General features: G+C 29.2%; 19 protein-coding genes. 1 reads left to right on the top strand and 18 read right to left on the bottom strand.

Annotated elements, in window-relative coordinates:
• Position 1: 1 nt before the first annotated feature.
• From hsdR to D4Z93_RS03460, 10 genes are all read right to left on the bottom strand, one after another.
• Positions 2-2,383 carry an EcoAI/FtnUII family type I restriction enzme subunit R gene (hsdR, locus tag D4Z93_RS03510; protein ID WP_119970423.1) on the bottom strand — a complete coding sequence of 794 codons (2,382 nt, stop codon included), beginning with the start codon at positions 2,381-2,383 and terminating at the stop codon, positions 2-4.
• A 63-nt stretch (positions 2,384-2,446) separates the two neighbouring features.
• Positions 2,447-3,034: a hypothetical protein gene (locus tag D4Z93_RS03505; RefSeq protein WP_119970422.1), complete on the bottom strand. Its 588-nt coding sequence runs from the start codon at positions 3,032-3,034 to the stop codon at positions 2,447-2,449.
• An 18-nt stretch (positions 3,035-3,052) separates the two neighbouring features.
• A complete protein-coding gene (locus D4Z93_RS03500) occupies positions 3,053-3,967 on the bottom strand; it encodes a Kiwa anti-phage protein KwaB-like domain-containing protein (protein ID WP_119970420.1) in 915 nt (304 codons plus the stop codon).
• 294 nt (positions 3,968-4,261) lie between these two features.
• Complete coding sequence (locus D4Z93_RS03495; protein WP_119970418.1) at positions 4,262-4,942, bottom strand: peptidoglycan recognition protein family protein; 681 nt, start codon at positions 4,940-4,942, stop codon at positions 4,262-4,264.
• Positions 4,943-4,994: 52 nt separating this feature from the next.
• Entirely contained in the window at positions 4,995-5,234 is a 240-nt protein-coding gene (locus tag D4Z93_RS03490) for a DUF2922 domain-containing protein (protein ID WP_119970417.1), read from the bottom strand.
• A 34-nt stretch (positions 5,235-5,268) separates the two neighbouring features.
• A complete protein-coding gene (locus tag D4Z93_RS03485) occupies positions 5,269-5,493 on the bottom strand; it encodes a DUF1659 domain-containing protein (RefSeq protein WP_023162381.1) in 225 nt (74 codons plus the stop codon).
• Between the two features lie 83 nt (positions 5,494-5,576).
• Complete coding sequence (locus D4Z93_RS13645) at positions 5,577-5,672, bottom strand: hypothetical protein (protein ID WP_341466784.1); 96 nt, start codon at positions 5,670-5,672, stop codon at positions 5,577-5,579.
• Between the two features lie 109 nt (positions 5,673-5,781).
• Entirely contained in the window at positions 5,782-6,318 is a 537-nt protein-coding gene (locus D4Z93_RS03475; RefSeq protein ID WP_119970415.1) for an RNA polymerase sigma factor, read from the bottom strand.
• A gap of 263 nt (positions 6,319-6,581) precedes the next feature.
• Entirely contained in the window at positions 6,582-8,210 is a 1,629-nt protein-coding gene (locus D4Z93_RS03465; protein ID WP_119970413.1) for a DUF4365 domain-containing protein, read from the bottom strand.
• A 193-nt stretch (positions 8,211-8,403) separates the two neighbouring features.
• Positions 8,404-8,631 (bottom strand): hypothetical protein, encoded by a 228-nt coding sequence (locus D4Z93_RS03460; protein WP_119970412.1) that lies wholly within the window; start codon positions 8,629-8,631, stop codon positions 8,404-8,406.
• Positions 8,632-9,245: 614 nt separating this feature from the next.
• Here D4Z93_RS03460 and D4Z93_RS03455 point away from each other — a divergent pair.
• Positions 9,246-9,761: a Pycsar system effector family protein gene (locus tag D4Z93_RS03455; RefSeq protein WP_119970398.1), complete on the top strand. Its 516-nt coding sequence runs from the start codon at positions 9,246-9,248 to the stop codon at positions 9,759-9,761.
• 14 nt (positions 9,762-9,775) lie between these two features.
• Here the strand turns inward: D4Z93_RS03455 and D4Z93_RS03450 are convergent, their stop codons facing one another.
• The 8 genes from D4Z93_RS03450 to D4Z93_RS03415 all read right to left on the bottom strand — a co-directional run bounded on the left by D4Z93_RS03450 (position 9,776) and on the right by D4Z93_RS03415 (position 18,640).
• Positions 9,776-11,230, bottom strand: a complete 1,455-nt coding sequence (locus D4Z93_RS03450; RefSeq protein ID WP_119970396.1) for an NUDIX domain-containing protein — start codon at positions 11,228-11,230, stop codon at positions 9,776-9,778.
• Positions 11,230-11,769 (bottom strand): ImmA/IrrE family metallo-endopeptidase, encoded by a 540-nt coding sequence (locus D4Z93_RS03445; RefSeq protein ID WP_119970410.1) that lies wholly within the window; start codon positions 11,767-11,769, stop codon positions 11,230-11,232. The genes D4Z93_RS03450 and D4Z93_RS03445 overlap by 1 nt, the downstream gene beginning before the upstream one ends.
• Before the next feature lie 425 nt (positions 11,770-12,194).
• Positions 12,195-12,740 (bottom strand): transcriptional regulator, encoded by a 546-nt coding sequence (locus tag D4Z93_RS03440; RefSeq protein ID WP_119970408.1) that lies wholly within the window; start codon positions 12,738-12,740, stop codon positions 12,195-12,197.
• A gap of 413 nt (positions 12,741-13,153) precedes the next feature.
• On the bottom strand, positions 13,154-13,561 hold the full coding sequence (locus tag D4Z93_RS13170; protein WP_162920246.1) for a hypothetical protein: 408 nt from the start codon (positions 13,559-13,561) through the stop codon (positions 13,154-13,156).
• Positions 13,548-14,060 carry a hypothetical protein gene (locus tag D4Z93_RS03430; protein WP_119970404.1) on the bottom strand — a complete coding sequence of 171 codons (513 nt, stop codon included), beginning with the start codon at positions 14,058-14,060 and terminating at the stop codon, positions 13,548-13,550. The genes D4Z93_RS13170 and D4Z93_RS03430 overlap by 14 nt, the downstream gene beginning before the upstream one ends.
• A gap of 56 nt (positions 14,061-14,116) precedes the next feature.
• A complete protein-coding gene (locus tag D4Z93_RS03425) occupies positions 14,117-14,854 on the bottom strand; it encodes a hypothetical protein (RefSeq protein WP_119970402.1) in 738 nt (245 codons plus the stop codon).
• A 680-nt stretch (positions 14,855-15,534) separates the two neighbouring features.
• Positions 15,535-16,629, bottom strand: coding sequence for a restriction endonuclease subunit S (locus D4Z93_RS03420; protein WP_119970389.1), 1,095 nt, complete (start codon positions 16,627-16,629; stop codon positions 15,535-15,537).
• Entirely contained in the window at positions 16,622-18,640 is a 2,019-nt protein-coding gene (locus D4Z93_RS03415; protein WP_119970400.1) for an HsdM family class I SAM-dependent methyltransferase, read from the bottom strand. The genes D4Z93_RS03420 and D4Z93_RS03415 overlap by 8 nt, the downstream gene beginning before the upstream one ends.
• Positions 18,641-19,030 lie beyond the last annotated feature (390 nt).

Here is a 19,030-nt window from a genome sequence, read left to right as displayed (position 1 = left end):
CTTATGCTATTGTATATAATTCCTTAACCAATTCTTTAACAGCTTCTTCATACTTCTTTTTACCACCAAATACTCTCTTCACTATTTCTAGTTGGGTGCCAAATTCCTTAAAGTCCGGCAGCTTAAGTACTTTAATATCTTCTATGTTTTCAATGCCTTCATTACTATATTTATCTAATAGTTTTTCTAAAACTCTTCTTGCAGAATCTCCATATTTAGCAAAGTAATTTCTTTTTTTTACGTTATTTGCTCTTTCTTTTCTAGTTAAAGCAGGCATATCAAAAGCTACATGGCATATTAAATCAAAGGTATCCATATCTTTTCCCACTTCATCTTCTAAATCTTCAAGGAAAATTCCTTCTTCTTCTAAATGCAGTCTTAATTCTTCTTTTTTATCAGTTTCACTCCACTTTCTCAGGAATTCATCTAAACTTGCAAATTCTTTTTTTATATTCTTCTTAGTATAATCTACTAAAGATTCTGTAATAAGTTTTCCATCGTTACCATAGTACTGAACTCTATCATTAATAACTTTAACTTCTACATCATCAACATAATATTTCTTTCTTTTCTCACCTGAGGGATCACTTATAGTTTCTCCCTCAGTATATTCTCCAGCTTCTCCATAGCTTGTCTCTTTCTTTTCCTCTTCTTCATAAGTATCATCAATTTCTTCATCATTTTCATCTGGAACCTCATCAGAAGTTACATCTTTGACTTTAACAGGTTCACCATCAAAATCCTTGTCAGCAAATAACCTTGATACATCTCTAAAATCTATAAGAGTAAAGTACATCTTACCGTAATCTTCTCTAATTCTAGTGCCTCGGCCTAATATCTGCTTGAATTCAATCATACTGTTTATCTCTGAATCTATTATGATAAATTGACAGGTCTTGCAGTCCACACCAGTAGTTAAAAGTTTTGATGTAGTTACTAAAACAGGATAATCTTCTGAAGGTATTATGAAATTTTCTAGTTCTGCTTTTCCTTCATCATCATCTCCTGTTATTTTCATTATATACTTAGGATTTTTTGAATATAAATCAGCATTTTCATTTATAAGAGCTTTTCTCATTCTCTCTGCGTGATCTATATCAGTGCAGAAAAATATGCTTTTAGCCATTCTCTTATCATTCTTTTTCAAATAATCAGAAACATATTTAGCTACCAGCTCTGTCCTTTTTTCTAATACCAGCGTTTTATCGTAATCTTTTTTATTATATATCCTATCTTCTAACTCTTTACCATACTTGTCCCTTTTACCCTTTTCCGGCCTATAACCTTCTAAATCTCTATCTATACCTACCCTTATTACTTTGTAAGGGGCAAGAAATCCATCTTCAATGCCCTGCTTTAATGAATAAGTAAATATAGGATCACCAAAGTAATCAATATTAGAAACATCCTTAGTTTCTTTTGGAGTAGCAGTTAATCCAATCTTTGTAGCTGATTCAAAATGATCCAATATTTCTCTCCAGGCTGAATCATCCTTGGCACTTCCCCTATGGCATTCATCTATTATTATAAGATCAAAGTAATCTCTGCTAAATTTCTTAAATACTTTCTTTTCCTCAGTTTCTCCAGTTAAACTTTGATATAAAGCAAACTGAATTTCTCTTGATTTATCAGCTGTTCTTTTTTGAATTTTGTTTATGTTCTCTTTTAAAGGTTTAAAATCTCCTATAATTGTCTGATTAATTAAAATATTTCTATCTGCTAAGTAAAGAATTCTCTTCTTTACGCCAGATTTGAAAAGCTTATATACTATTTGAAATGCAGTATAAGTTTTGCCTGTTCCCGTGGCCATTACAAGAAGTATCCTATTCTGTCCTTGTGCAATTGCCTCTACCGCCCTATTAATTGCAATTCTTTGATAATAACGTGGTGGGAAAGTATCTTGATCATAGTAATAATTATGAGTAACAACATTTTCCTGCTCTTTAGTTAAACCTTTATAAGCTTTATACCTGTTCCATAGCTCTTCTGGAGATGGAAATTCCTCTAATTTCAGCTCTCTTTCCAATATTCCTTCTTTTTTAGTTCTATCATGTTCTATAAATCCATCGCCGTTAGATGAATAAATAAATGGAATATCCAATATTTCTCCATAATTTAATCCCTGCTGCATTCCGTACCCAATTGAGTGATTATTATCTTTAGCCTCAATTATAGCTAGTGGTATATTACTCTTATAATAGAGAATTATATCTGCTCTCTTCCTTTTTCCCCTTGTAACAATTTTCTTTCTAACTATAATTCTACCGTCAGTAAAATTTACTTCTTCCCTAATTTGTTTATTTCTATCCCAACCAGCTTTTTCTACAGCTGGAATTATGTATTTTGTTATTATATCTCTTTCGCTCAGTTTCTTTTTATCCATAATAACTCCCCCAAATCTAGAATTTACCGTTCTAAATAAACGTTCTAATTTCTAGGCTATTACTTATTTATTTACATTATATCTTTTACACAAGTAAATATCATTACTTCCTCCAAAAGATACAAACCTATATTTAGTATGATTAGCTTTAATATTAGAAAACTTCTTTTTCTTTATTAATAATACCTTATCACACCCATCAATATTTACACCTTTATAAACAGAATACCCCTTTATCCATAAAAAAATATTGAAATTAAAATTTTCTGCCTTTCCGTTCATAATTACAAACATAATTATTAATATATTAGTATATAGTATATAAAATCCATTTATCTTGTCTAAATCAAATGTCAATAATGGCACTAGATATGTCATCATATAATTTACATATGCTTTTTTATCTTCTCTAATATTTTTAAACGTAATTTCATTTTCTGAAATTCTTGAACTTTCCTTACCTTTTATATAGCAGTTAACTACTATTGAAGAAATAAATTGTATAAGTATAATAATTAGAATAGTAAGTATTATATCCTTTTTAGTTGTTTCCCATATAGTTCCAAACAAATACGAATATAAATACATGGAAATCATCATTATGTATAGAGGGATAAAACCTGTTACAGATAATGCCAACTCAGGAATCATCTATATTCCTCCTTTTAATTACTTTATCACATCATCTTTTTGACTAATATACCTTTTAACATAATCATCTGCAAATAAATGTAATACATCACTAACATCTGTTTCATCATCAAATATAATCATTCCATTTTGTTCATCAAATTTAACATTTAAATTATACAATTTTAAAACTTCTGGTATGCTATTAATATTATTATGGAAATACTGATATGAATGAGTAGCTTCTATTTTATGAAGTTTCCTCATATAGTTATTTTTTTTAGATACTTCACTTATAAAACTTTCAATAGTATCACTCTTCATTAAATTATATTCTCTTAAATTACTAGAGGCATTATTTAATGCGCTCACAAACAATGAATCTATTTCCAAAATATATTCAGCTTGAGTAACATTTAGTATAAAAGCAAATATTCCACTAGCATCTAATATAATGTCCGGTATCGTCTTTGAAAGTACTAGTATACTATCATCTTCTTTCTGTACTACAGCCTCCTCTTTATCGAATTTGGCTTTCCATCCCTGTTTAAATAATTTTCTTGAATCATATCTATACAAAAACAAAAATCTATCTTTTTTAAATATAATAAGTTTAATTTTATCATTCTCAATAGTTTTGATAGTTGCTCTTTTAACATCCCCACATTCAATCTGATGATTTAAATTTAAAATATTGTTTAATGATTGACTTTCTTCCATTTTATTTAAAATATAATAAATAGTATTAGGCCTTATTTCCAATGGATCATATTGATCATACTCTTTGTCTTTAAGATAATTACCTATAGGCTGAATTATATCTAATTGTTGATCTGGTGTTAATTCACTTCTAAATGAATATATGTCATTATTTGTCTGTAAAAACAAACATAAATTATTCTCATCACTCACTAATTGTTGCTGTACTTCATTTAAAATTCTTCTATATGGCATAATTCTCCCCCTCCATCATCCATTAAAAAAACTTACATAAATATTTATTCTACGTCCAAATATTTAGAGATGTATTTTATTTAAATAATATTCTAAATAAATTATACCATATTCCCCCATATTAATACCTATATTTACAAAATAGAAAATCATAACTATAGCAATTTTAATTGCTATAGTATAGTTACAGATATTAGTATAGGTTCATATAAATAAGGTACAAACTTATTAGATGATAAAAATATGACTTTGACGTAATAACATAAAGAAGGCTGGCATCACCAACCTTCTTATTTATCCAAACAACCTATTCCACGTATTAATCCCAACAATACCATCAACTGCAAGTCCGCTGTCTCTCTGAAACCTCTTAACAGCCTCCAGGGTACCCCCTCCAAAGAATCCATCATCGCCGCATCTTCCAACGCTGTAACCTCTACTCATAAGCTTTTCCTGAACAGCCTTTACATTGTTATCCTTCAAATCAGGATTCATCTTTATAAGATATCCTGGATAAACTAACCTGCCACTGCCTCCTGCAACCTCATTTCTTATTCTGTCCAGCGGAAAATTCTCTCCAGGACAGTCTGTAGAATAAAGCTCCCTGTGTCCATATATTTTATTTATTCCATATTTGCTTAACATGGAGCGGGTTAATTCTAATAATGCACTGTACTGTGTTTGACCCATAATCTCAACATTAAAATCTCCTTCAGCACATATCCCTATGGATTTAGAATTATATCCTGGACAGTGGGCTCCTACAGCCTTCTCATTTCTTCCCATATATACAGTACCGTCTTTCCTCACAAGATAGTGATAACCGCATCCGCACCATCCATTTTCAAGGTGCCACCTGTGGATATCCCCTATGCTGCACACTTTTGCACCTGCATGATGGAGCACAACTACTTCTGGATTGTTGCCCCAGTTTAAAGTGCTCCTAAAGCTCAAATTAGAATTTACTATATTCAAAATGCCACCTCCAAAATTTAAAGGTCCTGCACATCTGCAGGACCTTTATGATCTATTTCATTTCAAATTCTTTTGTGTCTGTTGTTACAACCTTAGTATCCTTCTTGCCAACCAATGCACCGTTCTTAGTAACAAATATTTTCTTTGCAATTATAAGGTCCATGAGAGATGCGACTTGTTCCTGGGTAACTGAAGGCTGTCCATTTGCATCTTCTTTTACGTTGTCCACACTCAAAGAAAAATATTTGCCTTCTTCCTCGGTAGTAAACCTCATATTAAGTCTGTTTGCCATTTAAACTCCTCCTTTCCTGATTTTTGCCCACTCACTAGGCGTTAGTAATTACAGTGTTGTCCACTTTTTGAATTTCATTTACAGGATAAGTCAGTATGTCACCTACAGCTTTTACTACATCATATACATCCTGATCTGCTGCATCCATTGCAATCTTGCCAAGTGTAACTTTCTTAAGTATCTCTTTACCCTGTTTGTTAAGCCCTGTCTTTTCTACAATAGAAAGTGTACTTGAAAGCTTTGTTGACTTTGCTGCCATAACAATTCGCCCCTTTCTCTAACTTTTACTTATATATATGCCTTTCGAAAAATTAGTGCAGAAAAAAAGAAATAGGATTTTACCTATTTCTTCTCCTGGTTTTTTATAACGGCTGATATATCTTCTCTTAAGTCTTCAATAGATTTGACTAAAAGGTCAATCTTATTTTCAAACCTTATGAGCAGATATATACTAACTGCTATTGGGAACCCTACGGGTGCTGATTAAACTAACCAGCTGGTCATACATAAATATCACCCTCCCTTTGCCATTATAAAAATATATATGCTATTTCAGACATTTTTTCAGTTTATTTAGGGCAGATTTTTTTATTTCTATAGCATGTCTATATTTTATGTTAAGTACTTCAGCGGTTTCTTTAAGTGTCCTGCCTTCCATGTACACGGATTTAATTATTTTTATTTCTATATCCTGAAGTTTGCAAAGTGCAAGTTTTATCTTTTCTGCTTGATCAAATGCAATAACTTCATCTTCAAGGGTAAAGTCATAGGGCTGAATTGACAGCACTCCTTCATCCTGTACTTCTCTAAAGTGCTTTATCTGGCCTTTTAAAAGGGCATTGAAGTTATTTACTATGGAATTTGTGCAGTAAGTTGTAAAAGAGCTTTTTCCAATTTTGTAGAGTCTTACTGCTTTTATTACAGAGAGGTACCCATGCTGCACTAGATCCTCAAAGTCATAGGAAGGAATATTGTATTTACATACTTTTTTTATTATGAAGCAGCTGAATTTTACAATAATAGAATCCATGGAGTTTTTGTCGCCGGATTTGGCTTTTCTAACAAGCTCTTCTATGGTAACCACCGCCTTTTTATTTGATTATACAGGTAAAAGGGCAATGATTGACCATTTTTTGACATAATGGAAAATATTGATTTTTAAAGCCTATATTCAATAATGCTATCAGGTGTCTTTCTCACTCTTGAATTTGGTTTTCCATCAGAATATCCAAGTGCAACAGCTCCAACCAGTTCTTACAGCATCCAATATTTTATTAAGAATGTCTGTTTATTATTTATTATGAATTTTTTCACAGATAAAATTTGGCTTAAATATGTAATTACAAATCACATAGATGTCATATAATCAGTTACAATGCTATGATTTTCTTTTACACCGATATAATGCAGAAAAAGATTGCGATTAATAATTCTCCATAATTTATACCAAGAATAATCACCAGGAATAAGAATACCTCTTCCTGATCTTATGTATTTCTTTGAAGCAGACTGAAACGAATTAATTATTTCTTCGTATAAGCTTTCATTTTTTGATTTAATATAAAATTCTAAAGAAAATATTTTTGATTCTTTTACACCATATGTATACCTTTCCATATTGTCATCTACAATTAATACATATGTATTCTTTAATTCAAGAACCTTTTCTGAACAACTACCAAATTTCTCTTTATTTGCAATAAAAAACTCCTCAAATCGTTTAAGAAATTGCTCCATATTATTTCTATCTACTTTTCCCCGGTCAATATCTTCTTTATATTCAATACAATGTTCTTCTTGTTTTGAAATATGATAATCAATAATTTTTTCCCATGGTCTACATATAGGATTTATACCTCTTCTTTCTAACTCTTGTCGTATAATTAGAAGACGGTGAATTAGAAGACGCTGACTTTCTGGAATATTTTCAACGAGGTCATCAAATTCTTCCATTGACAAACTCGTTCCACGCCACCCTAAAACTACATGTTTCTTTGTACTGTCTTTCGTTTCTGATATCGCTATTGCATAATCAATGTCTTTAAAAAGCAACTCATCTAGCACAATATCTGGGAATAAAAACAAGAAATAGTTATCTCTCTTGAAAAAATCATTGATCCATCTCTCTAGCGTTTGTCTAATAATATCCTCTAAACTATAGCTTTCACCATACTGAATACTGCAAAAATATTCCCCCTCTTCTTTGAACTGTTTTATAAATAAATCATTTTCACCCTTTTTTATCTTATATAATCCAACACAAGCGAATGATCCTTTATCGCCATCTAAATAAGCTATTCCAATTTTCCATGTATCCTGAAAGTATACTCGTTTAATAAACCATAATTCATTATCAAGAATATTATTTAGATAATCCGACATATTTTCAACTGTAATTGGAACTTTTAGTTTCTTATCCGATAACAAAAAATAGTTTTCAGCTTCATGTTGTTGAGCATAAGAAAACTTTATATAGATATTATGTAATATATCGTACCACTTGTTAGAATCTGTGATTTCATCAGATTCATCAAAATAAACTGTTTTCTCTACTTGTGTTCCAACATCTAATTCCAAACAATACTGCATAGACATATACTTCCAAAATATATGTTTGTTTTTACTATCAACCAAAATTAGAAGCACAGGATTGTACGTTTGTGCTTCCAAGACAACATTCACAACCTTTGTATCACAAGAATACTTGTATGAATACTTTGAATTATCGCGCACATTATTATTACTATAATCATGATTAAGAGATTTTACTTGAACATCAAATCGTCCTATCGGGATAACTTTTCGTTCTGCAAACTTACACAACTCTAAATATCCATCCAAATTTGGTAATTTATCTCCCGACTCAACATGAGGTATAATAAGGTCAGATTCTAACAATACGCCTTCTAAATAGTTTACTGCTTTCCTATCATATTTATAATTTTTATCATATCCACCAATATTTTTTTCTTTCATTTCATTCCCCTTTTATATTCTTTTCAATTACGACATCCATATCTTTACCATTTCTTAAATTATTTTATCTGTTCCACAAATTATTATTTACATTACTGAACCTTAAATTTGAATTTAACCACTTTTATATATAACAGATTCAGCCACAAACTAATCAGTTCAAGTTTCATAATAGTACCAAAACAGGTTCAAGTTAATTATTGTTAAACTTAGGGATGATCGTTTTATAAACTTCTATATCAGTATCAAATTTTTCATCAGGCGTTACAATTGTCAACGTATTTATCCCTTCGTTAACAACCAAGTATAAATCTTGATTTCCTGGAATGATTATTATACCCTCTATACTAGACTTAGATTCTATTCTATCGCCTACATTTATAAAATCATAATCATTAGATCGTAAGTCAGTTAAGGACAATGTAACTGCACCCCCGTACTTTTAGGTCACGCTGATATTTCAACGACTGCTAATGTTTATACTCATGTTCTTCCAAGACAAAAAATAAAAGCTGTAGATAGGTTAAATGATTTGTTCGCTCTATAAATTCATAGGGCGTCTTTTTATTTGTGTTTATATATTTTTATGGTGGTTGTGTTACGGTTGTGTTATTTGGCAATAAAAAAAGCCTCACGACATCGTGAAAGCCTTGATACTGGTACACCCAGTGGGAGTCGAACCCACGACCTCTGGATTTTCGAGGAGCACATTTTGATAATTTTAAATACCTCTTAATCCCTTATATATAGTCATTTTAGTTTTTAACATATGCCTGTCCATGCTTATTTATTCCAAACTATAGGGGGCAAAAAAGAGGGCAAATTTTATACACTCAAATTCAGTAATATCAACACTTTTTATACACCTATCAATTTCATTTCTGGTTAAAATATTTACCCATTACATCTGCTATTTTAAATTTACATATTCTTATACTTATTTTTGCCTTTATTATGCCATTTTAAGTTTAAAACATATTGATTTAATTAATTTTTTTATGCTACTATAATAATATCAAAGAAGGTGAAAACTTTATGAACAATGAATTAGAAACTTTATATTCTGATGTAAAAGAGTGGTTGAAATTTGCTGAGACAAAGAATGCAGCTTTAATAACTTTTGATACTGCAGTTCTTTTCTTTTTATTAAATTTATATGTAAAAACGTCTTATACTAACTTTGCTAACATTGAGATCTTATATTGTATTGGACTTGTAATTTCTATATTAATCTGTTTATCATCTTACGTTGCTAAACTTACAAATGGAGATTTCCTTCAACATTTCTTCTTAAACTTTATAGGTACTAAAAATGCAACTGACAATTATTTATACTATAAAGATATTTGTAAATATACTCATACTGAATTAGAAACTGCTTATCAAAAACTTTTCAATAAATCAAAATGTACTAATTATGAATTGTGTTTAATTAATCAAATACAAGCAATTTCAAGCTTAGCCTATAAAAAGTATTTCTTATTTAACTTATCTTTGTTTTTAATAATAATCGAAATAGTTTTTTCAATTATTATTTTAATAGTAGCTTAAGACAATTACAAATATCAAATTTGTAATTGTCTTATTTTTACAGCTTTTTTTATATTGTATACTAATTTATCTACAGTATCCTTATCATTAAAAAATTCATCAATATCTTTAATTTTTACCCATGCAACTTCTGAATATTTAACTGTATTGAGCTTCTCTTGTTTTTTTTCTACATCTGCCGCAAATATTATACCTGGTATTATTATTCCATCTTTATTCAAATAATAAGTAGCTATAGGTGTTATATCTTCTTCAAATTTTAAATCCAAGTCAAAATTTTCTTTATACTCTTTCTTGAGACATTCTGTCCACTTTTCATTATTATTGATTTTTCCGTATCCTAAATCCCAAGCCCCTTTAAACCTTTTTCTATTATTAGATCTCTTAGCAACAAATACTTCTTCGTTATTATAAAAACACATTGCTACACAATGGACCTCTGAATTTACATAGTTTTTTCTTGTACTATCTATCATTTCTCTTTTTATTTCACCATTTTCTAGTTTTTCCAAATAATCCAATATATCATCAATATCATTTTCTCTATTTATATCATCATAAACTTTGGGCAAAATATCTAATGTATAAATACTTTTTTCAAATTCACTATTACATGTAAGTATATTCCTAGCAATTTTTGATATAAAATAGTCATCATAATCAAACATATCGTTAGGTCTATCCCAATTATGATCAAACCATACTATTGGATAATGCCTATTACCCCATACACCCTTTAACTGTTCATATGATACAATTTTAAGGCAAGATTTTATTATCATTTTTTCCTCACTGGTAAGTATTTCATCATTACCTATCATTAACTTATATAATAAGCAAGCTAATTTAGCACTAACTACCAGTTTTCCTTTTTCAGCATATTTAGATATTCTAAACCCAGCATCTATATCTGGTCCTAAAAAATCTATTTTCAAAGTTTTGGCCCCATATTTTTCCTCATTATTTACTTTTTCATAACTAGCATAAATTTGATTTTTACTATCATTTGTTTTTTCAGAACACTTACCTATCCATACAGTTGTTTTAATATGTATATTGGGTTTAACAATCTTGTCTTCATCTGAATCACAAAGTTTTTTATATATTAGTTCTTGAGCATAATATGCACATCTTACATTCCAAAGCAATTCCTTCCTACTACTTAACTTTTTATAAAATAATATTTCATCTCCAACATACTTCCATGTTTCAATCTTAGAAAATTCTTTATTATTAATAACTGCAGTCATAACCTTTTCTGAAATATCATAGAATGCAGAAATTACACCTCTCCATTTATCCTGGAATTTTTCTTTAAATGATGTCGAATTTACAATATCAAAAGAAAAGAACATGTAAATACCATCATGTTCTTTTTCTATATTTTTCGACTGATCTTCTACTGAAGAAAAAATAGCTCTTAGCTTATCTAATTTCTCTAAAATATTACTTTTTGAGTTATCATCCATTAACTATTCACTAAATCAATTTTCAAATTATTAGCCCTAATAGTGGCTGCTTGCCTGGAAACTCCAAAAATTTTAGCTATTTTTTCAATATTATAATCATTTTCCTTTGCAATACACTTAAATTGATTCTTCGGCATCAAAAACGCAGCGGCAAACTCATCTGCTTCTTTTTCTTCCATACTATGCCCATATCTATAACGTTCAGAACCAACAGCATCCAAATTATTACACCAATAATCTTTTTTCAAAAAATTCATGTGCAAAAATAAATGTCCTAGTTCATGTGCCATTGAAAATCTCTTTCTATTCATATGCTTAAAATCCGCTATTGTTACAATAAACTGCTCTTCGTCATCATAATTAGCTTTAACTATCTTAGCATCGAAATCATCAATAAAGCTTTGTATAGAATTATCATGAACTATCTTTCCACCTAACTGTTTGATTAATTCTTCAATATCAAAGTTAGGTTTAAGATTTAAAGCATCATATAACTGTTGAGCTAAATCATTAATATACTCCTTTGATACTGTACTCATCTTAATCACCCTATCAATATATATATTTATTTATTTTTATTATATGAATAATGTTGCTTTTTATTTCATTATATATTTTTTTCAATTTATTTTCAATTTATTTTCAATTTATTTTCAATTTACTTTCAATTTATTTTCAATTTACTTTCAATTTACTTTCAATTTACCTTCAATTTACTTTCAATTTACCTTCAATTTACCTTCAATTTACTTTCAATTTACCTTCAATTTACCTTCAATTTACTTTCAATCATTCTATATGGAGAAAAATAATATTTCTAAAACAAGTACTTCAATTTTTTAATCAAAATTTGCTAATCCATATTTTATGATTTAAGTACATAATCCTTTTTTAATTAATTTATTGTCAATCTTGATATTAAATTAATTAAAATAGGAATTCGCATTTCACGAACTCCTATTCTTCAAACAGCCTTAGATATGGTAATTTTAGCCATATCCAACTCCCATATGTAATTTATAACCTCTTTTCTTCTCCTATATGCGGTACTCCTAACTCCCCCATACATTTCATTAGCTATCCAGGTGACACTCTTATTTAACTTGTATCTGTAAATAATAAAATCCATAAATTCTTTGGGCAGCGGAGGAGTTGAGAGAACTTTTTTTAATTTAGCGGTTCCCCTGTTTAATTCTCTTATCCTTGATCTATTTTCAAATACCTTTCTTTTCACATAATCCAATTCATGCTCTAAATTTTCTATTTCTTTTATAATGCCTTTTTCCGCTGCACTCTCATTATTATAAGTAACTTGTACCTTTTCTGTAAGGAGCGGACTCATATGTCTTTCTGGATCAACACTTACATTACATTGTTTTATATCAAATTCAATATTATCTGCCTGTACTTTAAGTTCCTCACATTCCTGCTCTAAATAGGCTGTCTCCTTCAATTTTATAAAGTGGTCATATAATTGGCCTTCTATATTTTTAAATGTTTCCGTGTCCATCTCAGCGCCTCCTAATGAATCAATGAAAATATTTAGATAAAATAATAACTCCTTTTTAGAGAGTTTAAAATGTATAGATAGTGTTTTTATAAAATCTAAAAATATGATTGCACACAAATAACGTTGCATTAAAACAACAGTACTCCAATCACCTTAAGTCCTTATAATTCAACAGCTTCAAGGTGTTTTATGAATAGTAACGTTCCGTAAAAAGGGTGCAACACTCCAAACGTTACTATACCCATAAACTTAGTTATATCAATGGTTAAAGCCTATCTTAGTATTTGTTTTGTTTTGATTATATATAGAAAAAGTAAAGTTTTGTTAGGTTTTATTAGTAACGTTCCATAACATAAAGTCCCCTAAAGCTCTTTAATACCAACACTTTAGCCATGCACCCTATTGTAAAGTTATTATTGCACTTTTTTCGGAGTATTGTGTGCAACGTAACTTTTAATAATGGTATGTTCCATATTCATTTTTTTAATCATCCTATACATTTCCGGATCTTCTTCGAGTTTTACAATAATGTCATTTAGCTTGTACTGGATCATTCTTTTGGAGTACTTCGTTTCCTTCGCTACTTTCATTATTGGATATTTAAATACATACCTCATATAAAATATAGCTCTCTCAATAGGATTTAAGGTATTATTTATATGTTTTATAAAGCCCATTGTTTTAAAATATAAATTGCTCCTCCTCCTGCTTTCCCAATAGTGGTACCTATCATTATTTTTCATTCTTTCGGTTAATTCATAATATAGCTGAAGGTTTAAAATATCTTTTCTCATATCCTCTGGTATTCTATTCAGCGTCATATAAATCATCTTTTTCTATAGCATCAATAATTCTATGTCTTCTCTTTGTGGCTCCTCCTGAAGACATATTAAATATCATGCCTAATTGCCAATCTCTTTTGCCATACTTATACTTTTGTTTCAAAAATTCAAAGTCTTGTTTGTCTAAATTGCTTACTGCATCATCAATACCTATATTATTAAATTCAAGATTTCTTAAGGTTTCTTCTATATCTGCAATTTCTTCTTTTTTATATGCTTTTTCATTTAATAATCTATCTGTTATTTTAATTAAAGCTCTTTCTGCATAACTTTCACCGCTATGGCTTGTTTGTACCCTTTCATCATAATTAATTGAGAGCGGATCTTCTGGAAGGTCTACATCTATACTTTGAAGTTTACTATCTATTTCAGTTATTTGCCTTTTTAAAATTTCTAGTTTCTTATTTAAAACATTAATTTTCTTATCTTTATTGAAATAATTTATAAGGTCTTTTTCAATTGATTGTAATGTATTCATGTTATCCCTCCAGATATTCAAATCTCACTTCCAATACTACTTTAATTTAGTATTAATTATCTAAAAAACTGTGATAATGGATTACCATTTTCATAAATCAAATCATTATAATTAAAATCTTTATTAATATCATGTACCCTATTAAACCCTAGTCCTGTACGTATTTTTGTATTATCATTTGCATCAAATTTAAGGCTTTTAAGTATACCGTCTAAATCGTCAACCTCTGTTATTCTTGAATCTGATATAATTTGCAGTATATCATCATATTTTTGATCCTTTGTAGACTTTAGATTTGCTTCTACAACATTGACTAAGTCGTTATTATCTATATTCTTTTCAAGAAAGCTTCCTATTGCTTTAGTATCACCTGATTTTAATAGTGAATTAGCCATTAATAAATTTGAACTATTTTCAATTGCCTTATACAGATATTGAAAAGCCTGCATATGTTTATTATATTGTTCTTGAGATGTCATAAAACTTTGTGTACTAGGAAAAGCTTTATTTAAATCTAAAGGTTTATTCTTTTCCTCCTGTGCTGCAATAAGTTCATTTTTCTTATTTTCTGCTATGCCCATCAATTCGTTATCCATATTACTTTTTAGGTCATTTATTTTCCTTAAATATTTATTATGCAGCTCCAAACCTTTACTTTTTTTAATATCATCTTTATACTGTGAACATTGTAATTTTTCACTTTTATAATTATTTAATAGTTCTTGATACTTTCCCTCATAACTATCTAATACCTTTCCTGCTATGTCTCTTAATTCTAATCTTTTTCTTTTCATTTCTTATCTATCTCCTTTTCTAATATTTATTTAAATAAAACAAAAAGCCACAGGAAAATAATCAGTTCAATTTGAACTTAATTAAATTTCCTGCGGCCATTATTTCTAATGCCTTACACTTATAAAAAAGTGCAGTACTTTCACTATTTATTATATCATAATATATTGTGTTAATCCAGTTATACCAATACTTTAAGTGTAGTTATTATGTAATTATTTATAGTAACTAATTATGTTTTTATATATCAATAGAGTTCTTAATATATTTGAAATATGACACAAAAACACCTCATAGTTCAACTTTGAATAATGCAATGTTTTTGCAAATTGTTCATTTTTTCAGCTAATACACCAAATAAGACTATTATGCAAATCTTAATAAATCTTATAGTTAAATCCAAGGAAAGGATGTTAACAGATCTATTGCTCCTTTTATTAAATCAAAAATAACTTTTTTTATATCAATTTCATCTTTACCAATCTCTATACCTTTTAAATTATTCTTTTTTTAATTATGCATTCTGTTTCCTAACTATGAAACCAAATTAACAATAAAACCAATGTTTTCAAATGGTTAAAGATTATAAAAGCAAAATTTGCGATCAAATAAAGGAAACATGATCGTATTAAAAAGATAATAACATCAAAAAATACCTTTCATTTTGTATAATCGTATAAGTTTAACAACATTTTTTAGTTGCTGTAACTATTTTGTTCTTCCATTCTACAACATCTTTAATTGTAAGTTTTTCTAAAATGTTAATGTATTCTTCCATGTAATCAAAATTTATATTTCCGTTGCTATTGACAGGAAGACTAATTGATAAACCTTTTATTTTATTCCATGTTGCCATATTACTATATGAAAACATTTGCTTAAAATATGACATTTGAGAAACTAAATATAATCCAACTTTTTCATTTTTAATTATATCTCCAGACAATGAAAATACATGATTATGTGTAGCCATTTTATACTTAAATGGTCTATAATATGCATTACCGAAAAAATCAATGGTAATTGTATTATCGGAAAAAATTTTGGCTTTACGAGTTGTTTTGCCTTTAATACCATAATTTTGTATACCAGAATTTATAAAATACTCCCCTTTTCCATCTATATCTTTCTGTTGTAAATCAACATTCCCAGTTTCTGCTTTAAATAATTTTTCCAGTTTATACTCCTTCGTTACAATTTTCTTAGTGAGCAATTCCAATTCCTTATTAGATAATTTATAATTGTCCAATTTGCTTGCTGTTAGATAGACTGAAAATTCGCGTATATATTTTTCTTCAAGTTTGCGTATACAGTTTTCCATGTAAATATAATCAATTTCATTATTATTATTTACTGGCAATTTAATATAAGTGTTTTTAAGAGCACTTTTTGTGGCTTTTTCATTGTAAGCAAATTTCTTTGTGATTACTTTCTTGATACACGTGATAATATACAAAGCAATTTTTTCATTTAAATTGTCAGATTGTAAAACACTTGTTGCTCCATGACCATCTTTTAAATAAAATGGAGTTTCTAAATACACTATGTTTTGGTTATTTGAATGTATCAATATTGTTGGTTTACCTAGTTTATTGTTTAATACACTTTCTGTTAAGCTAAGATATGAAATAATACCATTGTCTATCGTTGATTGCCCATAAAATGGATATTTAATATCACTTTTGATTGTTAGCTCATTTATTTTAAGAGGGTCAATTTCTTTTTGTGATTGCCATTGCAAAACTTCTTCAATTTTAAATTTCTTGAATTTAATCATTCATATTACCTCTAATTATCATAGAAACTTTCCAACTAAGATATTCTTTGACAGTATTCCTCAAATCATCTTCAGTAGGTATGGTTTCAATTATTTGATGTTGTTTAAAAGTCCAATCATCTCCATTTAATGTAATAGTATCTTCTATATATTCATCCTCAGTAAAGTAATGAAGATAAGATTTTCCATAAAGTACAATATTAACAAGTTCTTCGTATCTTTCAATTGCATTATCTGTGTTTTTTAAATTGGTTTCTTGACTTGACTTTTTTCTGTTTTGTCTGGTGTATCCATCATTAGAAAAATCAATAAATTTTACCATTTGATGAATATCATGCGGAGTTCCAATATTAAAAACGTATATGGCAACCTGAACACCTGCTTTTCCTCTAAAAATATCTGCCAGGTGGATACTTGCAAGAAGGGTATTATGTTTAAGTATTCTCTTAGTATATGGTAAACCACTTCCGCTACCTGCATTTTCTTGTATTAAGATAACAGCTTTGCCATTTGACATGCGATTTAATGCTTTTTCTACAAAAATAAAGCCTTTACCTTGTGCAGAATAAGGTGGATTTAGTAAAAATACATTAGCTGGATATACTTGACCATTCAATACACCTTGTTCATAATTACCGCTATATTCGGTCAAGCTATCCTTGTGGATGATGTTAGAAGAACCATCTCCCATAAGGATCATATTTAAGACTGCTAACAAATAAATATCAGACCGCTTTTCAATACCTAAAAGCTGTTGATACTTAATATTCGCTATTTTTTTACTTAGTTCTTTTGGGCTTTTTATACGTTCCTCTGCATCCTTAATCATTAGCTTCATAGAAGATATTAAGAAGCCAGCAGAACCAACTGCATAATCCCATACATAACTATCCTTGTTGACTTGCGCAATCTTTGCCATAAGATCAGTAATATAACGTGGAGTTAATACCACATCATTTTTATCACTATCTGGAATATCAACCCATGCATTTAATACATTGAACAATCTGCCAGTAAAATCCAAATGCTTTGCTGATGTAAAAATAGGCATAATATCATTTTTAACGCTTGTATAGACAGTTTTTAATTTGCTTTCTCCATTAACGGTTTGCCATAAATCAGAGTATATAAATACACGTGAAAGGTCGTTAATAATCATATCTTTCTTTTCTTGCGGAAGGTTACGTTCTGCTAAGAAAGAATCTATTTTGTTGATTATTACATGACCATCATTAGTTCTTGCGCCGGTTTCACCTTTAAGGTCTGCAATTTCTAGCGGTGCAACTTTTCCTTCTACACCAAGAGCAGCCATAATCATACCAGTTACAAGCTCTACCCTTGAACCAACAGAAATTTTTAGATCGTCCTGCATAACTTGATTTAATTTTTTCAGTTTGATCTCAATTTCATTTTCAAATTCTTTTGCCTTTGCTTCGACTTCTTCTTCAGTAAGGCTTGACTTATCTACTTCTTCTATGAAACTATCAATGTTTTTAGGAAGAAGGAAAGATAAATCCGTATAAGCACCTATTTTCTTGGGGATACAGTAATTGTCTAATGATACATAATAAACATCCAGCTCAATAATTCTTCCGGTTGGTTCATCATAGCCATTCAAACCTATTGCAATTACTTCCTTATAACTGGTTGTATTCTCTATTATTGCATTTGCATAATGAATAGCACCATTGACAGCATACTTATTTATATTGGTAAAATTCGGTGTTCCGTCTTTCTTCTTATTGTATATTTCTCCGATATCATTTGTTTTAATAAATGATCCCTTAGTGCCTTTTACTTCGATCATTACCGGAATCTTACGCATGGTCTTTGTTTCGATAAATAATTTAATATCTGGATAATTTGTACCTTTACCGCCACTTTTAGAAGGTGCATTTTTTAGGGCATTTTCTATTTCAGGGTTGATATTTTCTGTTTTGGTGTAGTACTTTGTTTCGCTCAGTTGCTTCTTGCCCCAATCTTCAATTTGTTCTTCTATGCTTTTTGCCATTAGTTATATCTCCTTTGATGGTATTTTGTATATTTTACTTTTTCCAATAATCCTTTTGGGGTAATGATACTATATTTTCTGTTTCTATAACTAATTCTTCTTTGCATTTAAAATGCTTTTAAATTTTTCGGAATTAAAGAAGTCAGTACCATATAATAATTTGTTTATGCTTACATCTAATCCTTCTGCAAGTCTTTTAAGTATATCGAATTTAGGTTTTTACACCTTCTTATTTATTCTGTTGTCAATCGTTTGCGAGGTCATACCGCACAAATTAGCTGCTTCATAGTTTGATAAACCGTTACTGTCTAAAATAAGTTTAAGATTTTGATAAAAAGCAATATTTTCATCAAATTTCAAGTTAATTTACTTGGATATTATAGCACAATT

Origin of the sequence: Clostridium fermenticellae, from assembly GCF_003600355.1 — a bacterium.
Classification (GTDB): Bacteria; Bacillota; Clostridia; order Clostridiales; family Clostridiaceae; genus Clostridium_AV; species Clostridium_AV fermenticellae.
The sequence above is the reverse complement of the archived record's forward strand: the minus strand, read 5'-3'. Positions and strand labels throughout refer to the sequence as shown.

What these genes read in the sequence shown, in the direction of transcription:
- D4Z93_RS03505 (WP_119970422.1), bottom strand. Translation starts at nt 3,034, where the DNA reads ATGATTCCTGAGTTGGCATTATCTGTAACAGGTTTTATCCCTCTATAC.
- D4Z93_RS03425 (WP_119970402.1), bottom strand. Translation starts at nt 14,854, where the DNA reads ATGAAAAGAAAAAGATTAGAATTAAGAGACATAGCAGGAAAGGTATTA.
- D4Z93_RS03420 (WP_119970389.1), bottom strand. Translation starts at nt 16,629, where the DNA reads ATGATTAAATTCAAGAAATTTAAAATTGAAGAAGTTTTGCAATGGCAA.
- D4Z93_RS03445 (WP_119970410.1), bottom strand. Translation starts at nt 11,769, where the DNA reads ATGAGTACAGTATCAAAGGAGTATATTAATGATTTAGCTCAACAGTTA.
- hsdR (WP_119970423.1), bottom strand. Translation starts at nt 2,383, where the DNA reads ATGGATAAAAAGAAACTGAGCGAAAGAGATATAATAACAAAATACATA.
- D4Z93_RS03500 (WP_119970420.1), bottom strand. Translation starts at nt 3,967, where the DNA reads ATGCCATATAGAAGAATTTTAAATGAAGTACAGCAACAATTAGTGAGT.
- D4Z93_RS03455 (WP_119970398.1), top strand. Translation starts at nt 9,246, where the DNA reads ATGAACAATGAATTAGAAACTTTATATTCTGATGTAAAAGAGTGGTTG.
- D4Z93_RS03440 (WP_119970408.1), bottom strand. Translation starts at nt 12,740, where the DNA reads ATGGACACGGAAACATTTAAAAATATAGAAGGCCAATTATATGACCAC.
- D4Z93_RS03490 (WP_119970417.1), bottom strand. Translation starts at nt 5,234, where the DNA reads ATGGCAAACAGACTTAATATGAGGTTTACTACCGAGGAAGAAGGCAAA.
- D4Z93_RS03450 (WP_119970396.1), bottom strand. Translation starts at nt 11,230, where the DNA reads ATGGATGATAACTCAAAAAGTAATATTTTAGAGAAATTAGATAAGCTA.
- D4Z93_RS03415 (WP_119970400.1), bottom strand. Translation starts at nt 18,640, where the DNA reads ATGGCAAAAAGCATAGAAGAACAAATTGAAGATTGGGGCAAGAAGCAA.
- D4Z93_RS13170 (WP_162920246.1), bottom strand. Translation starts at nt 13,561, where the DNA reads ATGACGCTGAATAGAATACCAGAGGATATGAGAAAAGATATTTTAAAC.
- D4Z93_RS03465 (WP_119970413.1), bottom strand. Translation starts at nt 8,210, where the DNA reads ATGAAAGAAAAAAATATTGGTGGATATGATAAAAATTATAAATATGAT.
- D4Z93_RS03430 (WP_119970404.1), bottom strand. Translation starts at nt 14,060, where the DNA reads ATGAATACATTACAATCAATTGAAAAAGACCTTATAAATTATTTCAAT.
- D4Z93_RS03485 (WP_023162381.1), bottom strand. Translation starts at nt 5,493, where the DNA reads ATGGCAGCAAAGTCAACAAAGCTTTCAAGTACACTTTCTATTGTAGAA.